Annotated in this window: 21 protein-coding genes; 13 read left to right on the plus strand and 8 right to left on the minus strand. The window is 65.3% G+C overall.

Translation table 11 applies throughout. The features are described from left to right. Positions 1–11: 11 nt before the first annotated feature. The 4 genes from B5J99_RS06890 to lptF form a co-directional block, all read right to left on the minus strand. Complete coding sequence (locus tag B5J99_RS06890; protein WP_117353390.1) at positions 12–1,781, minus strand: AMP-dependent synthetase/ligase; 1,770 nt, start codon at positions 1,779–1,781, stop codon at positions 12–14. 150 nt (positions 1,782–1,931) lie between these two features. Then, positions 1,932–3,512 carry a lipopolysaccharide biosynthesis protein gene (locus tag B5J99_RS06895; RefSeq protein ID WP_162892489.1) on the minus strand — a complete coding sequence of 527 codons (1,581 nt, stop codon included), beginning with the start codon at positions 3,510–3,512 and terminating at the stop codon, positions 1,932–1,934. A 9-nt stretch (positions 3,513–3,521) separates the two neighbouring features. After that, complete coding sequence (gene lptG / locus B5J99_RS06900; RefSeq protein ID WP_054136481.1) at positions 3,522–4,619, minus strand: LPS export ABC transporter permease LptG; 1,098 nt, start codon at positions 4,617–4,619, stop codon at positions 3,522–3,524. 4 nt (positions 4,620–4,623) lie between these two features. Continuing rightward, positions 4,624–5,829 (minus strand): LPS export ABC transporter permease LptF, encoded by a 1,206-nt coding sequence (gene lptF, locus B5J99_RS06905; protein WP_054136492.1) that lies wholly within the window; start codon positions 5,827–5,829, stop codon positions 4,624–4,626. Between the two features lie 134 nt (positions 5,830–5,963). Between lptF and B5J99_RS06910 the strand changes: the two genes are divergently transcribed. The 13 genes from B5J99_RS06910 to B5J99_RS06970 all read left to right on the plus strand — a co-directional run bounded on the left by B5J99_RS06910 (position 5,964) and on the right by B5J99_RS06970 (position 15,323). Beyond that, the gene (locus B5J99_RS06910) at positions 5,964–6,491 is read left to right on the plus strand and encodes a DUF2141 domain-containing protein (protein ID WP_054136480.1); all 528 of its coding nucleotides are present in this window, start codon (positions 5,964–5,966) and stop codon (positions 6,489–6,491) included. A gap of 6 nt (positions 6,492–6,497) precedes the next feature. After that, entirely contained in the window at positions 6,498–7,475 is a 978-nt protein-coding gene (locus tag B5J99_RS06915; RefSeq protein ID WP_069051250.1) for a diacylglycerol kinase family protein, read from the plus strand. Between the two features lie 111 nt (positions 7,476–7,586). Beyond that, positions 7,587–8,486, plus strand: a complete 900-nt coding sequence (locus B5J99_RS06920) for a hypothetical protein (protein ID WP_117351974.1) — start codon at positions 7,587–7,589, stop codon at positions 8,484–8,486. Positions 8,487–8,614: 128 nt separating this feature from the next. Next, a complete protein-coding gene (locus B5J99_RS06925) occupies positions 8,615–9,100 on the plus strand; it encodes an SUF system Fe-S cluster assembly regulator (RefSeq protein WP_054136477.1) in 486 nt (161 codons plus the stop codon). Continuing rightward, complete coding sequence (gene sufB, locus B5J99_RS06930; RefSeq protein WP_069051252.1) at positions 9,097–10,605, plus strand: Fe-S cluster assembly protein SufB; 1,509 nt, start codon at positions 9,097–9,099, stop codon at positions 10,603–10,605. The genes B5J99_RS06925 and sufB overlap by 4 nt, the downstream gene beginning before the upstream one ends. Continuing rightward, positions 10,602–10,913 carry a hypothetical protein gene (locus B5J99_RS06935; protein ID WP_117351975.1) on the plus strand — a complete coding sequence of 104 codons (312 nt, stop codon included), beginning with the start codon at positions 10,602–10,604 and terminating at the stop codon, positions 10,911–10,913. Before sufB ends, B5J99_RS06935 begins: the two co-directional genes overlap by 4 nt. A 61-nt stretch (positions 10,914–10,974) precedes the next feature. Further along, positions 10,975–11,211 (plus strand): toxin-antitoxin system YwqK family antitoxin, encoded by a 237-nt coding sequence (locus tag B5J99_RS06940; RefSeq protein WP_033925550.1) that lies wholly within the window; start codon positions 10,975–10,977, stop codon positions 11,209–11,211. Further along, complete coding sequence (gene sufC / locus B5J99_RS06945; protein WP_117351976.1) at positions 11,198–11,938, plus strand: Fe-S cluster assembly ATPase SufC; 741 nt, start codon at positions 11,198–11,200, stop codon at positions 11,936–11,938. Before B5J99_RS06940 ends, sufC begins: the two co-directional genes overlap by 14 nt. Continuing rightward, a complete protein-coding gene (locus B5J99_RS06950; protein ID WP_150126314.1) occupies positions 11,935–12,498 on the plus strand; it encodes a DUF7010 family protein in 564 nt (187 codons plus the stop codon). The genes sufC and B5J99_RS06950 overlap by 4 nt, the downstream gene beginning before the upstream one ends. Next, on the plus strand, positions 12,495–13,256 hold the full coding sequence (locus B5J99_RS06955; protein ID WP_211337885.1) for a SufD family Fe-S cluster assembly protein: 762 nt from the start codon (positions 12,495–12,497) through the stop codon (positions 13,254–13,256). Before B5J99_RS06950 ends, B5J99_RS06955 begins: the two co-directional genes overlap by 4 nt. Further along, positions 13,256–14,479, plus strand: a complete 1,224-nt coding sequence (locus tag B5J99_RS06960) for a cysteine desulfurase (protein WP_117351977.1) — start codon at positions 13,256–13,258, stop codon at positions 14,477–14,479. Before B5J99_RS06955 ends, B5J99_RS06960 begins: the two co-directional genes overlap by 1 nt. 5 nt (positions 14,480–14,484) lie before the next feature. Continuing rightward, positions 14,485–14,973, plus strand: coding sequence for an SUF system Fe-S cluster assembly protein (locus tag B5J99_RS06965; protein ID WP_054136470.1), 489 nt, complete (start codon positions 14,485–14,487; stop codon positions 14,971–14,973). Beyond that, complete coding sequence (locus B5J99_RS06970; protein WP_117351978.1) at positions 14,970–15,323, plus strand: HesB/IscA family protein; 354 nt, start codon at positions 14,970–14,972, stop codon at positions 15,321–15,323. Before B5J99_RS06965 ends, B5J99_RS06970 begins: the two co-directional genes overlap by 4 nt. Positions 15,324–15,341: 18 nt before the next feature. On the opposite strand, the gene ribB is transcribed toward B5J99_RS06970, so the two are convergent. From ribB to B5J99_RS06990, 4 genes are read right to left on the minus strand one after another with little or no spacing between them, the layout of a single operon-like run. Continuing rightward, positions 15,342–16,625, minus strand: coding sequence for a 3,4-dihydroxy-2-butanone-4-phosphate synthase (ribB, locus tag B5J99_RS06975; protein ID WP_069051256.1), 1,284 nt, complete (start codon positions 16,623–16,625; stop codon positions 15,342–15,344). Positions 16,626–16,683: 58 nt separating this feature from the next. After that, positions 16,684–17,307: a riboflavin synthase gene (locus tag B5J99_RS06980; RefSeq protein WP_054136467.1), complete on the minus strand. Its 624-nt coding sequence runs from the start codon at positions 17,305–17,307 to the stop codon at positions 16,684–16,686. A gap of 43 nt (positions 17,308–17,350) precedes the next feature. Next, positions 17,351–18,301, minus strand: a complete 951-nt coding sequence (ribD, locus tag B5J99_RS06985) for a bifunctional diaminohydroxyphosphoribosylaminopyrimidine deaminase/5-amino-6-(5-phosphoribosylamino)uracil reductase RibD (protein WP_117351979.1) — start codon at positions 18,299–18,301, stop codon at positions 17,351–17,353. A gap of 29 nt (positions 18,302–18,330) precedes the next feature. Continuing rightward, positions 18,331–18,681, minus strand: coding sequence for a hypothetical protein (locus B5J99_RS06990; RefSeq protein WP_054136465.1), 351 nt, complete (start codon positions 18,679–18,681; stop codon positions 18,331–18,333). Positions 18,682–18,745 lie beyond the last annotated feature (64 nt).

Raw genomic sequence — 18,745 nt, forward strand, 5'->3', positions numbered from 1 at the left:
CGATGACCGCATCATGCCTTGTACAGCCCGTCGAGGCGGTCCTGATAGCGCCCGCGGATGACATGGCGGCGGATCTTCATCGAGGGAGTCATCTCGCCATTCTCGATGGTGAACGGCTCATCGGCAAAGGCGAACTGGCGGACCTTCTCGATCACCGACAGATCGGCATTGACCCGGTCGAGCGCGGCGCGGACCGCGGACTTGAACGCCGGATTGGCCTGCAGCGCGGCAAAATCCACCTTCACCCCCTGCGCCGTGGCCCACTCCATCGCCCATTCGGGGTCCGGAACCACCAGCCCGACCAGATAGGGGCGGCGGTCGCCCATCACCATCGCCTGGTGAATTTCGGGCTGCAGCGTCAGCATGCCCTCGACCTTCTGCGGCGAGACGTTGTCGCCCTTGTCGTTGACGATCAGGTCCTTCTTGCGGTCGGTGATCGCGATTCGGCCTGCTTCGTCGATATGGCCGATGTCGCCGGTGTGCAGCCAGCCGTCCTTGAGCACGCGCGCGGTCTCTTCCGGGTTCTGCCAATAGCCGTGCATCACCAGTTCGCCGCGCACCAGGATTTCGCCGTCCTCGGCAATTGCCACCTCGGTGTCGGCGAGCGGCGGGCCCACCGTATCCATCTTGATCCCCACCGACGGGCGGTTGCACGCGATGATCGGCGCCGCCTCGGTCTGGCCATAGCCCTGCAGCAGCGTGATGCCGAGCGCGTGGAAGAACACGCCGATCTCGGGATTGAGCGGCGCGCCGCCCGAGACCATCGCCTTGACCCTGCCGCCGAAGCGCGCCTGGATCTTGGGGCGCAGGCTTTTCGACAGGATGAAGTCCATCGGCTTGTCGACCAGCCCCGCCCGGCCCGCCAGCTGCTTCTCGCCCAAGGTCATCGCGCGTTCGAACAGGAAGTTGGCGACCTTGCCCTGCTTCTGGATCTGCTTGAGGATGCGTGCGCGCAGCACTTCGAACAGCCGCGGCACCACCACCATCAGCGTCGGGCGCACCTCCTCGATGTTGCTGGCGAGCTTTTCCAGCCCTTCGGAATAATAGATCTGCGCGCCCAGCCCGATCGGGAAGAACTGGCCAGCGCTGTGTTCATAGGCGTGGCTGAGCGGCAGGAAGGAGAGGAACGCCTCGTCCTCCCAGCGGAAATCCTCGGCGATCACGCGGGTGGGGCCTGCGACATTGTGCAGGATCGCCCCATGGTGCTGCATCACCCCGCGCGGCGCCCCGCCGGTGCCGCTGGTGTAGATGATGCACGCGGTGTCGTCGCGGGTGAGCAGCGCGGCGTCGGCGCGCACCTGCGCCATCAGATCGGCCTGGCGGGCGGAATCGCCGGTCACCAGATCGGCCCAATTGTGGGTTCGGAAGCGGCTGGCCTGGCCGACCTTCATCGGCTCCATGCCGATCACGTGCCAGGCGTTGCCCGCGCGCAACACCGCGGGCAGCAGCGTGCGCGCCAGCTTGGCGTTGGAGACGATCACCGCGCGCGCGCCCGAATTGTCGAGAATGTGCTGGTGGTCCCGCTCGGTGTTGGTGGTGTAGGTCGGCACCGTGATGCAGCCTGCCGCCATGATCGCAAGATCGGCGATGCACCATTCGGGCCGGTTTTCGCTGACCAGCATCACCCTGTCGCCGCGCGCCAGCCCCATGTCTTTCAGCGCATGCGCAAGCTCTGCCACCTGGCCCGCCGCTTCGCTCCAGCTGATCGAGACCCAGGCCCCGCCGCGCTTGGCCCACAAGAAGGGCCTGGCGCCCAGCTCGTCGGCGCGGGCAAAGAACATGGCGACCAGATTGTCGAACTGCGCAAACTGGTCGAGGGACGTGTTGGCGATCACCGGTATAAGGCTCCTCAAAGTGCCGCGCTTCGGCGCGCGGTCTTGTGATCACGGGTCTAGCGGGCTTTGGTTGCAGGAGCAATCAGTGCTGGCGGGTCAAATCCGCAACGTCCGACCGGCCTTGCCCAGGGCCGCCTTGTCCTCGGTATCCAGCCCCAGCTTCAGCCCCAGCCAGACCAAGGGAAAGAACAGCGCAAACTGCAAGGCGGCCCGCAGTGCCATGTGCAGGCCGCCGAACGCGACGCCGATCAGCCACAGCGCCGCCAGACCGGCCACGCCGCAGGCCAGCGCGCGCACGAAATGGCTGTCGAACGGGCCGAGCCCGTTGCTCCACCACAATTCCACCACTGCCGACCAGCTCGACACGACCACGCCTGCGCTCACCGCCAGCGCCATGCCGGTCGCGCCCAGTGTGGGGACCGTCAGCCAGCCGACCAAGGCGGCGATGGCGATCCCGGCAAGCGAATTGGCCAGCGGCAGCATGCGGTGGCCGGTCATCTCGACGATCGGGGTGGCAGCCCCCAGGATCGTTTCGCCAGCACGCCCGACCAGCAGCACGATGAGCACCGGAAGCGCAGCGGCGGCCTGCGGCGAGAACAGCAGCAGCAGCGCATCGCCGCCCGCGATCATCACGCCGGTCAGCGGCAGCACGACGATCGCCGCCAGCCGGTTGGCAAAGCGGTACAGGGGCGCGATCTCGGCGGGGTCGGCGGCGCTCTGCGCGGCGCTCAAGGGCGCGAGGACATAAAGGAACGTCTGGCGCACGATCAGCGGCACCGAAGCGATCTTGCGCGCGATGCCGAACAGCCCGGCGGCGACCGCACCCCCCGCACCGCTGAGCGCCAGCCCCAGCAGCACCGGCGGAAGATCGTTGAACGCGCGCCGGGCAAGGTTGGGGGGCATCGTCGCGAGCCCGCTCTTGAGCGTGTCGCGGCGCAGCGCCGGCGGCATCGGTGCGCGCCACAGCAAGGCGAGATCATAATAGCGGCCCAGCAGCCGCACCGACAGCCAGGCGGTGATCGCGAGCGAGGCGATATGCGCGATGAACAGCCCGAACAACCGTACCCCCAGCGCATAGAGCGCTACCGCGACGATCAGCCGCGCGATCTGCTCCCAGAAGATTCGCAGCCGGATCTCGGGACCGAAGGCGCGCTTGGCGCGCGCAGCGGCGGTGGCGATCTCCAGCGCGACGGTCAAAGGCAGCGTCCAGATGAACAACGCGATCATTTGCGGAAGCGCCGCGCGCATCTCCGGGCCGACGGCAAAGGCGGGTGCGATCCACGGCGCTGCCAGCGAAATCGCGAGCGCGAGCAGCGCGGACGGGATCACCGTCACCAGCAGCGCATAGCGCACTGCGCCATGCTCCGCCTCGCGGCTGGGCGCGGCGGGAACCGATCGCTGCAGCCCCTGCGCCAGCGAGAGCGTCGTCAGTGTCGCCAGCAGGTTCACCGCCGCCCACAGCACGATGTAGGTGCCATAGGTTGCAAGCCCGAACATCCACACGAAAGCGGGCTGGGTGATGATCTCGATGACCGCGCCCATTCGCGCCAGGCCTGACAATGCCGCCCCGCTGGCCACGTCGGTGCGGCTGACGGCAGGGGCGCGGCTGACGGCAGGGGTGGCGCTGACGGCAGGGCCGCCGGGGGGAGCGTCAGGATCGGCGGGCGTGTCCGCCACGGTTGCGGCCTATTCCTCGGTGCGGATCAGCACGGTTTCGCCCACCATCAGGAACAGCAGGAAAGGCGACCATGCGGCAAGAATCGGCGGATAGGCACCCAGATTGCCCATCGCCAGCGCGAAATTGTCCGCGACGAAATAGGCAAAGCCCAGCGCCATGCCGATCACCGCGCGGATGAACAGCTGGCCCGAGCGGGCAAGGCCGAAGGCGGCGACCGCGCCGAGCAGCGGCATCAGCAGCGCCGACAGCGGGCCCGAGAGCTTGTGCCACAGGTTGGATTCGAGCGAGGCGGTCGGGCGACCCGCCTCCTTGAGCTCGGCAATCGCAGACCACAATTGCAGGAACGACATGCCTTCGGGGTTGACCTTGCTCAGCGTGAACTGGTCGGGGCGCACGCCGCCTGCGGTGGTGATGTTGCCCAGCGCCTGCTTCTGGCCGGTGGTGACATCGAACTGGCTGGCCGCGGTCAGCTTCCAGCCGCTGCCGGTGTAAACCCCCTCGGTCGCGGTGACGATGCGCGCAAGCCCGCCTTCCTTGTCGCGGACATAGACCGAAATGCCGGTCAGCCGGGTGGCGGGGCCGGTGCCCTCGACCGTATCGGCCTGGATGATGCTGTCGCCATCGCGCACCCAGACATTGGCCTTCACGTTGGAATCGCGCGGGATCGGGCCGAACTCGGCCTGCTCCCAGGCGCTCAGCGTCGCGGTCGCGCGGCTCAATATGCGTTCGGAAAACACGAAGGTGATCGCCGACACGCCCAGCGCCGCGATCAGCAGCGGCGCCAGCACCTGGTGCGCCGAAAGCCCCGAGGCCTTCATCGCGACGACCTCGCTGTTCTGGTTCAAGGTCGCCAGCGTGATGATCGTCGCCAGCAGCACCGAGAACGGCAGCACCAGATCGATGATCTGCGGCGCGCGCAGACTGATATAGGTCAGAAGCTGCGCCTGGCCGTTACCGGGATAGGCAAGGATCTTGCCGCTTTCGCCCAGCAGGTCGAGCGACTGCAGCACCAGGAACAGCAATGCTGCCACCGCCAGGATGCTGGTGAGGAACTTGCGCGCCATGTAGATGGCGACGGTGCGCGAGGGGAAGAACTCCATCTGCATGGTCCTATTCCTGGAAGGACCGCTTGCGGCCGAAGCTGAACAGCCCGCGGATCGCCGTGCCCGATTTGGCAAACAGCTTCTCCAGCGTACCGATCGGCTGACCGCCGGGCACGAAGGCAACCTGATAGTACATCCAGCCGATCAGCGCGGCAAACAGCGAGAAGGGTAGCCACAGGGCGATGATCGGATCGACCAGCCCCAGCGCGCCCACATCTTCGCCATATTCGTTGATCTTGTGATAGGTCACGATCATCACGATCGACAGGAAGACGCCCAGTGCCGAGGTCGATCTTTTGGGCGGGATCGCGAGCGCCAGCGCCAGCAGCGGCATCAGCATCATCATCACCACCTCGACCATGCGGAAGTGGAAATTGGCGCGGGTCTGGTTGCGCTGCTGCTCGGGAATGCGCGCATCGGCGCCGATCCGGACCAGCTCGGGGATGGTGTATTCGCGGTCCTTGCCGCCACCGCGCCTGCGGAAGGATTCGATCTTGGGCAGATCGATCGGCAGGTCGTGGTTGGAGAAGGTCAGCACCCGCGGGGTTTCATAGCCCGGGGCATTGTGGATCAGGGTGCCGCGGGTGAGCCGCAGAATGATGACATTGGGGTCGTCGGTGGCGAGGAACTTGCCCTGCTCGGCACTGACTGAAAGCGAGGTGCCCGATTTGGCTTCGGCGCGCACGAAGATCCCGAACAGTTCGCGTCCGCCATCACGGCTCTGCTCGATCCGCATCGTCATCCGGTCGCCCAGCTGGGTGAACTCGCCGACCTTGATCGATGCGCCCAGCGCGCCCGAGCGCAGTTCGAAGCCCAATTCTTCATACGCATAGCGCGCCTTGGGCTGGATATAGCCGACCAGCGCCAGGTTGACGAGCATCAGCGCGACCGCAAACATGTAGGGCACGCGCAGCAGCCGGGTGTAGCTCAGGCCCACCGCGCGGAACACGTCGAGCTCGGACGACATCGCCAGCTTGCGGAAGGCGAGCAGAATGCCCAGCAGCAGGCCGATGGGAATGCCGAGCGAGAGATATTCGGGGATCAGGTTGGCAAGCATCCGCCACACCACGCTTACCGGGCCGCCTTCGGCCGCGACGAAATCGAACAGGCGCAGCATCTTGTCCAGCACCAGCAGCATGGCCGCGATGACCAGCGTGCCGACGAGCGGGAAGAAGACGAGACGGGCGATATAAGCGTCTGTGGCGGTTATCAATTTCAACTTATTGTCGCCCTGTCACCATGATTTGGCCGCAAACGCTTCCCATAAGCAGACGGGTAAAGGGGGCTCATCAGCCAAACCGCGCCATCCGGAGCGGTCCGGCTATAGCTTCTGGGATTGATTACGTCATGTTCAAAATTGCGGCAAAATCACTGGCCATCGCGGCTGCAGGCACCCTTGCCTTTGCAGTGTCCGTGCCCGTGGCCAGCGCGCAGCGGCAGGAAATCTCCAACGACATGCGCAAATGCGGCGCCGGTGCGTCCGGTCCTGCGGTGCATGTCGAGGTGAGCGGGTTCAAGGCCGCGACGGGCCGCGTGCGCGTCCAGGCTTATCCCGCGACCAAGGGCGCCTGGCTCGAAAAGGGCGCGTGGATCAACCGGATCGATGCGCCGGTCTCGCCCCGTGGCGGCAAGATGAACTTCTGCGTGCCGGTGCCCGATACCGGCGCTTATGGCATTGCCGTGCGCCACGATGTCGATGGCAGCGGCAAATCGGGCTGGAACGATGGCGGCGGGTTTTCGAACAACCCCTCGCTCTCGCTGCTCAGCCTCAAGCCCTCCGCAAGCAAGACCGCTATCCGGGTCGGTCCCGGCGTAACGCGCATCCAGGTGGTTTTGAACTATCGCCAGGGCATGACGATCAAGCCGATAGGATAGACCTAGATGACCCTCGTAGCGCTCATTTCCAATCCACGCTCCACCGGCAACAAGGCGTTGCTGCCGGCGGTGCGTGATTATTGCGCGCACAATCCCGACATCTTCCATTACGAGGTGGAAGAGGTCCACCAGATCGCCGACGCGCTGCGCGCGATCGCTCTGGTCAAGCCCAAGGTGCTGGTGATCAACGGCGGCGATGGCACGGTGCAGGCGACGCTGACCGAGCTCTATCATGGCGGCCATTTCGGCAAGAACCCGCCCCCGGTGGCGGTGCTGCCCAACGGCAAGACCAACCTGATCGCGCTCGATCTGGGCGCCAGCGGCAAGCCGATCCCGACGCTCGACCGCATCGTCAACATCGCGCGCAACGACCTCGAAAGCCATATCGTGGTGCGCCAACTGATCGCGCTGACCGATGGCGAGGATGGCCGTCCGGTGCTGGGCATGTTCATGGGCGGCGCCGGCCTTGCCGAGATCATCCTGTACTGCCGCCAGAAAATCTATCCCTTGGGCCTGCCCAATTCGGTCAGCCATTTCATCGCGGCCGTCGCCGGGCTGCTGACCATGCTGTTCGGCCTCACCGCCAAGTTCCTGCCGATCACCCGCTCGGCGCTGCGAATCTCGTACTTCCAGAAGGGCGAGCTCAACGGCAGCTTCATCGTGGTGATGGTGACGACGCTGGAGAAACTGCTGCTCGGCAGCCGCGCGGAGGCAGGCAGCTCGCCCACCGGGCAGCTGAAGTTCATCGCGGTGGAACACAACCGCGCGGGCCTGACGACGATGCTGATCGACACGCTGATGGGCCGCTTCGGCACCCGGCGCGGACGCGGCGTGCATCTGGCGCGCGAGGACATGATCCGCATCGACAGCGACCGCAGCCGCAGCCGCGTCGTGCTCGATGGCGAGATCTTCGAGGCCAGCGCGGGCAAGCCGATCATCCTGCGCTCGACCGATCCGGTGCCGTTCCTGCGGCTGGCGGCTTGATCGCCTTTTTCGTCATTCCCGCGAACGCGGGAATCCCGCTATAGACGCGACGCCTGCAAGGAAGCGGGACCCCCGCGTGCGCGGGGGTGACGAAAGAATGTGGACGTTAGCGTGGACTCTCTGAAATCCCTGATCGCCGCCGAGATCGACCAGCCGGTCGACCCGCGCGTCAGCGCCTTTGCTGCCGAGCTCGTCCGCCCGTTCGGCCCTGCGGCGCGCGCGGTGATCTTCTACGGATCGTGCCTGCGCGAAGCACAGCTCGACGGGCTGATGCTCGATTTCTACGTGATCGTGTCGGATTATGCCGAGGCCTATCGCCAGGCTGGCAAGGCCGGGTGGATGGCAAGCGCCAATGCGCTGATCCCGCCCAATGTCTTCCCCGCCGCGCACGACAATCTCGCCGCAAAATACGCGGTGCTGTCCGAAGCCGACCTTGCGCGCGCGTGCTCGATGCAGGCGGGCGATGTCTCGGTCTGGGCGCGGTTCGCGCAGCCGGTGCGGCTGGTATGGAGCGCGGATGATGCCGCGCGCGATGCCGCGCTGGCCGCCCTGTGCGATGCGCCGGTGACGCTGCTGCGCCATGCCGCACCGGTGACCGATCCCGCGCCCGGCGATCTGCTGGCCGCGTGGCGTACCGGCTTCACCCGCACCTATGGCGCCGAACTGCGCGCCGAGCGCGGTGATCGCCCCGACAAGGTCGTCGACTTCGCGCCCGAGCATTATGCGAAGGTCGGCGCGGCGATCGCGCGCGAACATCCCGACATTGCCGCGATGCCGCGTCCCGAGGCCGAAAGCCGCTGGGCGGCGCTCAGGCGCAAGGGCAAGAGGATGACGGTGGCGCGCCTCGCCAAGGCGAGCTTCACCTTTGCCGGCGGGATCGATTACCTCGCCTGGAAGATCAACCGGCACGCAGGCACGCAGATCGAGATCCAGCCCTGGCAACGCAAATGGCCTCTGGTGGCGGCGGTGTTCCTGGTGCCCAGGCTGCTGCGATCGGGCGCGTTGAAGTAGCATTGCCCTCTCCCCTGCCGCTTGCGGGAGGGGAGATATCGCGCTTCCATCTTCACCCTTGATTTTCCAGCCCAAAACCGCCATCTCCCTAATCGGAACGATTCACTCCGATTAGCGGGTCAAGCCTTATGCGCATGTCCAGTCTTGCCGATTATGCCGTGGTGCTGATGAGCGCCGCCGCGCGCCATTGCGGCGGAATGCGCTGCAATGCGCGCGCGCTGGCGACCGAGACCGGGCTGCCTTTGCCCACCGCGCAGAAGCTGGTGAGCAAGCTGTCGGCGGCCGGGCTGATCGAATCGGTGCGTGGTGCAGGCGGCGGATTCCGGCTGTCGCGCCCGCCCGCCGCGATCACGCTCGCCGATATCGTCGAGGCGGTCGACGGCCCCATCGAGATCACCGTGTGCGCGGGCGACCACGCCAGCGATTGTGCGATGGAGGGCAGCTGCCATGTCCGTCCGCACTGGCAGATCGTCAACCGCACCATCCGCGCCGCGCTTTCAGGCGTGACCCTCGCCAGCCTCGGCCAACACGTTCCAACGTCTCTTGGCCTCGATCCCGAACGCCCCGAACATCCGCTCGACCTGAAGAAGGTCGGCGAAAGGACCTCAACGTGACCGACGACAGCACCCCTGCAGACACTGCAGCCGACACCAGGCCGCGCGACGCCGATGCCTGGGCGGCGGCGGAAAAGGCGAGCACCTATGAATGGGGCTTCTCGTCCGCGATCGAGCAGGAAATGGCCCCCAAGGGCCTGACCGAGGACACCGTGCGCTATATCAGCGCCAAGAAGAACGAGCCCGAATGGATGCTCGACTGGCGGCTGAAGGCGTTCCGGATCTGGCAGACGCTCGAGACCCCCGACTGGGCCAAGCTCAACGTCCCGCCGATCGATTATCAGGACGCCTATTATTACGCCGAGCCCAAAGCCAAGCCCAAACTGGGTTCGCTCGACGAGGTCGATCCCGAGATCCTCGAGGTCTACAAGAAGCTCGGCATTCCGATCGAGGAACAGAAGGTTCTCGCCAATGTCGAGGGGGCTCGCCGCGTTGCGGTCGATGCGGTGTTCGACAGCGTCTCGGTCGCGACCACCTTCCGCGAGGAATTGAGCCGCGCCGGCGTGATCTTCATGTCGATCAGCGAGGCGATCCGCGAATATCCCGATCTGGTCAGGAAGTGGCTGGGCAAGGTTGTGCCGGTGCGCGACAATTATTTCGCGACGCTCAATTGCGCGGTCTTTTCGGACGGCACCTTCGTCTACATCCCCGAAGGCGTGCGCTGCCCGATGGAGCTTTCTACCTATTTCCGCATCAACGCCGAGAACACCGGCCAGTTCGAGCGCACTTTGATCATCGCCGACAAGGGCAGCTATGTGTCCTATCTCGAAGGCTGCACCGCGCCGCAGCGCGACGAGAACCAACTGCACGCCGCGGTGGTCGAACTGGTCGCGATGGACGATGCCGAGATCAAATACTCGACCGTGCAGAACTGGTACCCAGGCGATGCCGAGGGCAAGGGCGGGATCTACAATTTCGTCACGAAGCGTGGGCTTGCGCAGGGCGCACGCTCCAAGATCAGCTGGACGCAGGTCGAAACCGGCTCTGCGGTGACGTGGAAATACCCGTCGTGCGTTTTGAATGGCGAGGACAGCGTCGGCGAGTTCTATTCGGTCGCGGTGACCAACAATTACCAGCAGGCCGATACCGGCACCAAGATGATCCACAACGGCAAGGGCAGTCGCTCGACCATCGTGTCGAAGGGGATCAGCGCGGGACGCAGCAACAACACCTATCGCGGGCTGGTGCGCGTCGCCCCCGGCGCGGAAGGCGTGCGCAACTTCACCCAGTGCGATTCGCTGCTTCTCGGCGACCAATGCGGCGCGCACACCGTGCCGTATATCGAAGTGCGCAATCCATCCGCGCAGATCGAGCATGAGGCGACGACCAGCAAGATCAGCGATGATCAATTGTTCTACGCGATGCAGCGCGGGCTCTCGTCCGAGGATGCCGTGGCGCTGATCGTCAACGGCTTTGCGCGCGAAGTGCTCAAGCAGCTGCCGATGGAGTTCGCAGTCGAAGCGCAGAAGCTGCTGGGGATTTCGCTGGAAGGCTCGGTCGGTTGATCCTGCTGTCCGCCCTGGCCCTGATGCAGCCTGCGATGGTGCCGCCCGCCCCGGCGGACGAGATCGTCGTGGTCGCCGAACGGATGAAGCGGATCAAGCTGCGCCTCTCGCGAAGCAAGGGCGTGCTGAAAAGCTGCCGCGTGCGTGTTTCCAGCGGTGACCCAGTGATCGACGGCTATGCCTGCGAAGCCATCGGCACCTGCATGGCCGAAGGCGCGGTCAAACGCCAGCCGCTGGCCGATTGCTCGACCGACAAGGTGCTGGCGTTCTATATGGACCGCCGCAGCGCTGCGGAGACAAGCGAATGATGGGCTTTACATCCTTAAGCCTCCCCGTGCCGGGGAGAAGTTCGTTTGAGGAGTGCGTGGCGTGAGCGGCGCGGTCGATCATGTCGAATACCATCGCCAAGGCACTGTCTGCGCGAAAGGCCAGATGCTGGATGGGAAATTTCACGGATACTGGGAATGGTATCGCAAGGACGGGTCGCTGAAGCGATCCGGTCATTTCAACCGAGGCGAGCAGGTCGACATATGGACGACCTATGATGCCGACGGTGCCCCCTACAAGACGACCAGGATGAAGATTGTATCCCATGCTCAAGATTGAAAATCTCCACGCCCAAGTCGGCGAAACGTCGATCCTCAAGGGCCTCTCGCTCACCATCAACGCGGGCGAGATCCACGCGATCATGGGGCCGAACGGCGCGGGCAAGTCGACGCTCGCCTATACTTTGGGCGGACGGCCCGGGTACGAGGTGACCGAGGGCTCCGCGACCTTTGACGGCCAGGACCTGCTCGCGCTGGAACCGCATGAGCGCGCGGCTGCCGGCCTGTTCCTCGGCTTCCAGTATCCGGTCGAAATCCCCGGCGTCTCCAACCTGCAGTTCCTGCGCGAAAGCCTCAACTCGCAGCGCCGGGCGCGTGGTGAGGAGCCATTGTCGGGCGCCGAGTTCATCAAGCTCGCCAAGGAGAAGGCGGCATTGCTCAAGATGGACATGGACATGCTCAAGCGGCCGGTGAACGTCGGCTTTTCGGGCGGCGAGAAGAAGCGCAACGAGATGGTGCAGATGGGGATCATCGACCCCAAGCTCGCCCTGCTCGACGAGACCGACTCCGGGCTCGACATCGACGCGTTGCGCATCGTCGGCGAGGGCATCAACACCATCATGCGCAAGCCGGATAAAGCCGTGCTGCTGATCACCCACTATCAGCGGCTGCTCGATCTCGTGAAGCCCGATTTCGTCCACGTCCTCGCCGGTGGCCGCATCGTCCGCAGCGGCGGCGCCGAACTGGCGCTCGAGCTCGAAGAACAGGGATATGAGGCAGTTGCATGAGTGACATGCGCGCCTTGCCGCTCGCACAGTTGCAGCGAGATTATCTTGCGGACAGCACCGCGGGCATGCCGATCGCTGGGCTGATCACATGGTCTGCCCTGGCTGTCGCAAGCTGGCGGATGGGCGATGCGATGCCTGCATGGGTCGCGTTTACCGCAGCAGCAGCACCGTTCCCTTTGTCGATCCTTATCGACAAGCTGCGCGGTGCGCCGGGGCTGAGCACGCAATCGAACAAGAACCCGCTCACCCAACTGTTCATGCAGTTCATCTTCGTGATCGCGCTAATCATTCCCTTCGTGATTTTCGCCGCCCAGGCATCCTCGTCGATCGCGCTGCTGATCCTGGGGCTGGCAATCCTTGCCGGCATGATCTGGGTCCCGCATGGCTGGGCAGCGGATGACCGCGCGGGGATGATCCATTTCGGTTTGCGCGCGGTGCTTTGCTATTCGGCCTATCTGTTCGTGCCCGAGCCGAACACGGGGGCAGCGATCGCTGGTGCTGCGGCGCTGACCTATGTCTATGCCATCTGGGCGATGAAGAAGCCGGAGTCGGTGAAATGAGCAACGTCATCCCGCTCCCCACCCGCAAGGACGAGGCCTGGCGTTATGCCGATCTCGATGCGCTCGCGCGTGTCTGGGGCGATGTGCCGCAGGGGCCCGAGCGGATCACTGTCCCGGCCGGTGAAACGCTGGCGCGGCAGATCGTGCTGCCGGTCGCGATGTCGGGCGTGTCGATCACCGATCTCGACGTCGTGATCGAAGCAGGCGCGACCTTCGCGCTGCACTTGCTCGCCACCGACGCCGATTACGGGCGGATGAGCGTCAATGTGCTGCTGCACGAAGGCGCACATTTCGAGATGGGCGGCGCGATCCTCGGCCATGCCGATCAGACGCTCGAGATCGTCACGCAGGTCAACCATGCGCACCCCAATGCGACCAGCAACCAAGTGGTGCGCAGCGTGCTTGCAGGCCATGCCACCGGATCGTTTCTGGGCAAGGTCGCGGTCGCGCGGCATGCGCAGAAGACCGATGCCTCGCAGTCGGTCAAGGCGATGCTGCTCGATCGCACCGCGACCGCCAATGCCAAGCCCGAGCTCGAAATCTACGCCGATGATGTGAAATGCGCGCACGGCGCGACCGTGGGCGAGCTCGACAAGGCGGCCTTGTTCTACATGGCCGCGCGCGGTCTGCCGCCGAGCATCGCGCGCAAGCTGATGCTGCAGGCGTTCATCGCCGATGCTTTCGTGTCGCTGGAAGACGATGCCGCACGCGAGGCGATCGAGACGCGCGCGCTCGCCGCGCTGGAGGGTCTGGCGTGATGGCCACGCTCGCACCCGCCCGCCTGCTTGACCACCGCGCCGACTTTCCTGGGCTCGTCACCGCCGATGGCGCGCCCTGGCATTATCTCGATACCGCCGCGACCGCGCAGAAGCCGCGCGCGGTGATCGATGCGATCGCAAGGGCCTATGGGCCGGATTACGCGACCGTTCATCGCGGCGTCTATGCGCGCTCGGCGGACATGACGATCGCCTATGAAAATGCGCGGTCCAAGGCGGCGCGCTTCATCGGTGGCCGCGAAGAGGAAACCGTGTTCGTGCGTGGTGCGACCGAGGGGATCAACCTTGTCGCGCATAGCTGGGGCATGGCCAACCTCAAGCCCGGCGACCGGATCATGCTGAGCCAGCTCGAGCATCACAGCAACATCGTGCCGTGGCAGCTGGTGGCAGAGCGCACCGGGGCCGAGATCGATGTCGCGCCGCTGACCGAGGATGGCCGGATCGATCTTGACGCGCTCGCATCGATGCTCACCGAGCGGCACAAGATGGTTGCGCTGGCGCATGTCTCGAACGTGCTGGGCAGCGTGCTCGATGCGCGGCGCGCGGCGGACATCGCGCACTCAGTGGGCGCGCTGCTGCTGCTCGATGGCTGCCAGGCGGTGCCGCGGCTGCCGGTCGATGTCGCCGCACTCGATTGCGATTTCTATGTCTACTCCGCGCACAAGCTTTACGGCCCAACCGGCATCGGCGTTCTGTGGGGCAGGGCGGCTTTGCTTGAGGCGATGCCGCCATGGCAGGGCGGCGGTGCGATGATCGACCGGGTCACCTTCGCGCGCACCACCTTCGCCCCGCCGCCGCAGCGGTTTGAGGCGGGAACCCCGCATATCGCGGGCGCGGTGGGTCTGGCGGCCGCGATCGATTATGTCGAGGCGATCGGAGTGGAGGCGATTCACGCGCATGAGTGCGCACTGGTCGCCGAGGCGCAGGAGGCGCTGGCGGGCATCAACGCGATCCAGGTCTTCGGGCCAAAGGACAGTGCGGGCATCCTCTCGTTCGCGATGCAGGGGGTGCATCCACACGACATCGGTACCATATTGGATGAAGCCAACGTCGCGATCCGCGCCGGGCACCATTGCGCCCAGCCGCTGATGGACCATCTGGGCGTGCCAGCCACCGCGCGCGCGAGCTTCGGCGTGTACAGCAACAGCGACGATGTCGAGGCTCTGGTGCGCGGGCTGGACCGGGTGCGCAGGATTTTCGGGTGAGGGATATGGACGAGACAGGAAAGATCATGGCACAGCAAGTGGATGCGGTAGACAAGCCGCCCAAGGCGCGCGTCGACATGGCGATCGACACCACCGGGCCCGAGAGCGCGGGCGAACGCTATCGCCGCAAGCGCGATTATCTTGACGGGTTCCTCAGTGAAAAGCCCACCGGCGTCGCACCGACCGAACCGGGCGGCGAAGTCTATGAGGCCGTGATCGAGGCGCTCAAGGGCATTTATGATCCCGAAATCCCGGTGAACATCTACGATCTGGGGCTGATCTACGGCGTCGAGGTCAGCGATGGCCATGCCATCATCAGCATGACGCTGACCACGCCGAACTGTCCGGTGGCAGAATCGATGCCTGGTGAGATCGAACTCACGGTGGGCTCGGTTCCGGGCGTCGGCCATGCCGAGGTCAATCTGGTCTGGGACCCGCCCTGGGATCCGGGCAAGATGTCCGACGAGGCCAAGCTTGAAATGGGAATGCTATGACCACCACAACCCGCACCCGTCCTGCCGCGTTGACGCTCACCCCGTCGGCCGAGGCACGGATCGCGCATCTGATGCAGACCGCGCCCGAAGGCGCGATCGGGGTCAAATTGTCGACCCCGCGCCGGGGATGCTCGGGGCTTGCCTATTCGGTCGATTACGTCACCGAAGAAGTGAAGTTCGACGAGAAGATCGAGACCCCGGGCGGGCTTTTCTATGTCGACGGCGGGTCGATCCTGTATCTGATCGGATCGGTGATGGACTGGGTCGAGGACGATTTCACCGCCGGCTTCGTGTTCGCCAACCCCAATGCCAAGGGCGCTTGCGGCTGCGGCGAGAGCTTTACCGTCTGACGCAGCCGCACGCCCCGATCATGCTTGCGGCGTGATCGGTCGCTCGCCGACGATCGACAGGCCATAGCCATCCAGCCCGACCAGGCTGTGATGCGAGTTGGTGAGCAGTTCCATGTCCTGCACCCCCATTTCGGTGAGGATCTGCGCGCCGATGCCATAATCGCGCAGTTCTTCCATGTCGGCGACCGCTTCGCCGGACTTGAGCCGGATCGCCTGGCTGAGGCTGTTGGTCCCGTGGCGGTTGAGCAGCACCACCAGCCCCGAGCCTTCCGCCCCGATGATTTCCATCGCGCGTTCGAGCAGTCCGGTCCGCGCGCCGGTCTCGCCGAAGATATCGGCAAACGGGTTGAGCACGTGCATGCGCACCAGCGTCGGCTTGTCGGGGTCGACATGGCCCTTCTGCAGCACGGTCTGCTCGGTCTTCTCGGCTTTGTTGTAGAAGACGATCGCCTTCCACTCACCGCCGAATTCGCTGGTGAAGCGGACCTCGGCGCGCTTTTCGACGAGATGGTCGTGGCGGCGGCGATAGGCGATCAGATCGCGGATCGTGCCGATCTTCATGCCGTGGATGTGCGCGAACTCGATCAGGTCGTCGAGCCGCGCCATGGTGCCGTCGTCGTTCATGATCTCGCAGATCACGCCCGAGGGGTTGAGCCCCGCGAGGCGCGAGACATCGACCGCAGCCTCGGTGTGCCCGGCGCGCACCAGCACGCCGCCATCGCGCGCCATCAGCGGAAAGACATGGCCGGGAGTGACGATCTCTTCGGGGCCCTTGGCGGCATCGATCGCAACGGTGACCGTGCGCGAGCGGTCCGCGGCGCTGATCCCGGTAGTCACGCCGGTGCGCGCCTCGATCGAGACGGTGAACGCGGTTTCGTGCCGTGTGCCGTTGTGCCGTGACATCAGGTTGAGGCCGAGCTGCTCGACCCGGTCCCTGGTCAACGCCAGGCAGATCAGGCCGCGGCCGTATTTGGCCATGAAGTTGATTGCGTCGGGAGTCGCCATCTGCGCGGGGATGATCAGGTCGCCCTCGTTCTCGCGGTCCTCGTCATCGACCAGGATGTACATGCGGCCGTTGCGCGCTTCGTTGATGATCTCTTCAGCGGAAGCCATCACGCCGGCGGGGTCGCGCGACAGATAGCGTTCCAGCTTGCCCAGGGTATCGGCGGTGGGGTTCCAGTCGGGCTCGCCCAGCTTGCGCAGCGAATTGGCGTGCAGCCCGGCTGCGCGGGCGAGGCCTGCGCGGCTTTCCTGACCGGCTTCGATGATTTCAACGATACGTTCGATAAGCTGTGCTGACATCGGAATATCCCTTCGGGGACTCCGGTATCACATTTTAATGTGCTTCGTAAAGCCAGTATCACATTGCAGTGGATTTTGCCGCATTCACCTCGTTCATCCGCATCAGATAGCGCGCAAGCACGTCGATCTCCAGATTGACCGGATCGCCCGGCTGCAGCGCGCCCAAGGTGGTCATCTCCCAGGTATGCGGGATGATATTGAGCCCGAAATGGACGCTGCCGTCGCTCTGGTCTGAATGCGAATTCACCGTCAGCGACACGCCCTCGACGGTGATCGACCCCTTGGCGGCAATATAGGGCGCCAGCGCATGCGGCGCGGCAATGGTGAAGCGGATCGAATCGCCTTCGGATTCGCGCGCCACAACGGTCCCCATGCCGTCGACATGCCCGGTGACGATGTGCCCGCCCAGCTCGTCGCCGATCTTCAGCGCGCGCTCCAGGTTCAGCCGGGTGCCAGCCTCCCAGCGTCCCGCGCTGGTCTTGCTGACCGTCTCGGCGCTGATATCGACGGTGAACCAGTCGTCGCCCTTGGAGGTTACGGTCAGGCACGCGCCCGAGCAGGCGATCGAGGCGCCGATCGCGACGCTGCCCATGTCATAGCTGCAGCGGATGCGCGCGTGCAGGTCGCCGCGCTGCTCGACATGGTCGATGGTGCCGATATCGGTGATGATGCCTGTGAACATGATCGTCCTGTGTGTTGCCCGGGTCACGGGCGATTGTCGCGGGTCAGCGTATCCGCTGGTAGCTTTCCACGCGGTCCTTGCCAAGCAGCCGCGTGTCCTCGAGCTGCCATCGGCCATGCGCGTCGGAAAGCTGCTCCAGCCCTATATCGCCCAGCGCCGCCTTGCCGCGCCCGATCACCACTGGGGCACGATACAGCAGCAGCCGGTCGACGCTGTCGATGGCCAGGAACGCAGCGGCGGTTTCCGCGCCGCCCTCGACCATCAGCCAGTCACAGCCTTCGAGCGAACCGATGTCATGCGGCGAAGCAATCGCGGTCCATCCCGTCGGAGCATCGCCCATCCGGCTGAGCAGCACGCGGCGCGGGGAGCGTGCCTCGAGCCCTTTGAGCCGCACATCCAGCCGGGGTGCATCGGCGCGCATGGTGCCGCCGCCGACAAGGATTGCATCATGATGCGCGCGCTCGACATGGGTGTGCGCACGCGCCTGCGGTCCGGTGATCCACTGGCTCGATCCGTCGGCAAGCGCGATCTGGCCATCGAGCGAGGTGGCGAGCTTGAGCGTTACGAAAGGGCGGCGCTGCGTCTGCCGCGTGATGAAGCCTGCCAGGCTGGCACGCGCGGCAGCTTCGGCGATGCCCGATTGCACGGCGATCCCTGCAGCCTCCAGCCGGGCGATGCCTTCGCCATTGGTGCGGGGGTCGGGGTCCTGTGTGCCGATCACGACGCGCGCCACGCCTGCTGCGATCAGAAGATCCGCGCAGGCCGGGCCGCGCTGGCTCTGGTGCGCGCAGGGCTCGAGCGTGACATAGGCGGTGGCGCCGTACGCTGCCTCGCCAGCTGTATCGAGCGCCATTGCCTCGGCATGCGGCCTCCCACCCGCCAGCGTCCAACCGCGCCCGATCACGCGGCCATCGCGCACCAGGATGCAGCCGACTGCGGGGTTGGGGCTGGACAGCGCCCTTCCGCGCAGCGCCAGCGCGATGGCTGCCTGCATCCAGTCCGCATCAGACCGGGGGGCTGCGATCACTCGGTATCCATGCCGAACTGTTCGGCGAGGCGCCGGTACTGCGCCTTGCGCTCTTCCTCGCGTGCCAGCCGCTCGGCTTCCAGCTTTTCCTTGCGCTCCTGATTGGCGACATTCTCGGCGGCGATCTCGCTGTCGCTGCGCCCGGGCTCGAAGCTGGTCACCCAGGTGATCTCGGGCCGTTTCCACTGCACCTCGAAACCCGATTCGCTGAAGAACGCGGCAAAGATGGTCGTCGTTGCTGCCAGCGAGGCGAGCAGGAACCGCCATTTGTGGTCCTGCTGGTCAAACCAGTAGGTCTTGAGGTCACCCACGGCGCGGATCGGCGAAATGTCACGAAAGAATCCCATAGCCCCCAAGATAGGCGGCTTTGCCCCTCTTGACCAGTATCGGCGTCCTCGGCCCGGCGCGGCC

Source organism: Blastomonas fulva (genome assembly GCF_003431825.1).
Classification (GTDB): domain Bacteria; phylum Pseudomonadota; class Alphaproteobacteria; order Sphingomonadales; family Sphingomonadaceae; genus Blastomonas; species Blastomonas fulva.

Excerpts from the sequence above, each read along its gene's own strand:
- B5J99_RS06890 (WP_117353390.1), bottom strand. The coding sequence starts at position 1,781 with ATGTTCTTTGCCCGCGCCGACGAGCTGGGCGCCAGGCCCTTCTTGTGG.
- lptG (WP_054136481.1), bottom strand. The coding sequence starts at position 4,619 with ATGCAGATGGAGTTCTTCCCCTCGCGCACCGTCGCCATCTACATGGCG.
- B5J99_RS06910 (WP_054136480.1), top strand. The coding sequence starts at position 5,964 with ATGTTCAAAATTGCGGCAAAATCACTGGCCATCGCGGCTGCAGGCACC.
- B5J99_RS06915 (WP_069051250.1), top strand. The coding sequence starts at position 6,498 with ATGACCCTCGTAGCGCTCATTTCCAATCCACGCTCCACCGGCAACAAG.
- B5J99_RS06925 (WP_054136477.1), top strand. The coding sequence starts at position 8,615 with ATGCGCATGTCCAGTCTTGCCGATTATGCCGTGGTGCTGATGAGCGCC.
- sufC (WP_117351976.1), top strand. The coding sequence starts at position 11,198 with ATGCTCAAGATTGAAAATCTCCACGCCCAAGTCGGCGAAACGTCGATC.
- B5J99_RS06950 (WP_150126314.1), top strand. The coding sequence starts at position 11,935 with ATGAGTGACATGCGCGCCTTGCCGCTCGCACAGTTGCAGCGAGATTAT.
- B5J99_RS06955 (WP_211337885.1), top strand. The coding sequence starts at position 12,495 with ATGAGCAACGTCATCCCGCTCCCCACCCGCAAGGACGAGGCCTGGCGT.
- B5J99_RS06960 (WP_117351977.1), top strand. The coding sequence starts at position 13,256 with ATGGCCACGCTCGCACCCGCCCGCCTGCTTGACCACCGCGCCGACTTT.
- B5J99_RS06965 (WP_054136470.1), top strand. The coding sequence starts at position 14,485 with ATGGACGAGACAGGAAAGATCATGGCACAGCAAGTGGATGCGGTAGAC.
- B5J99_RS06970 (WP_117351978.1), top strand. The coding sequence starts at position 14,970 with ATGACCACCACAACCCGCACCCGTCCTGCCGCGTTGACGCTCACCCCG.
- ribB (WP_069051256.1), bottom strand. The coding sequence starts at position 16,625 with ATGTCAGCACAGCTTATCGAACGTATCGTTGAAATCATCGAAGCCGGT.
- B5J99_RS06980 (WP_054136467.1), bottom strand. The coding sequence starts at position 17,307 with ATGTTCACAGGCATCATCACCGATATCGGCACCATCGACCATGTCGAG.
- ribD (WP_117351979.1), bottom strand. The coding sequence starts at position 18,301 with ATGCAGGCAGCCATCGCGCTGGCGCTGCGCGGAAGGGCGCTGTCCAGC.
- B5J99_RS06990 (WP_054136465.1), bottom strand. The coding sequence starts at position 18,681 with ATGGGATTCTTTCGTGACATTTCGCCGATCCGCGCCGTGGGTGACCTC.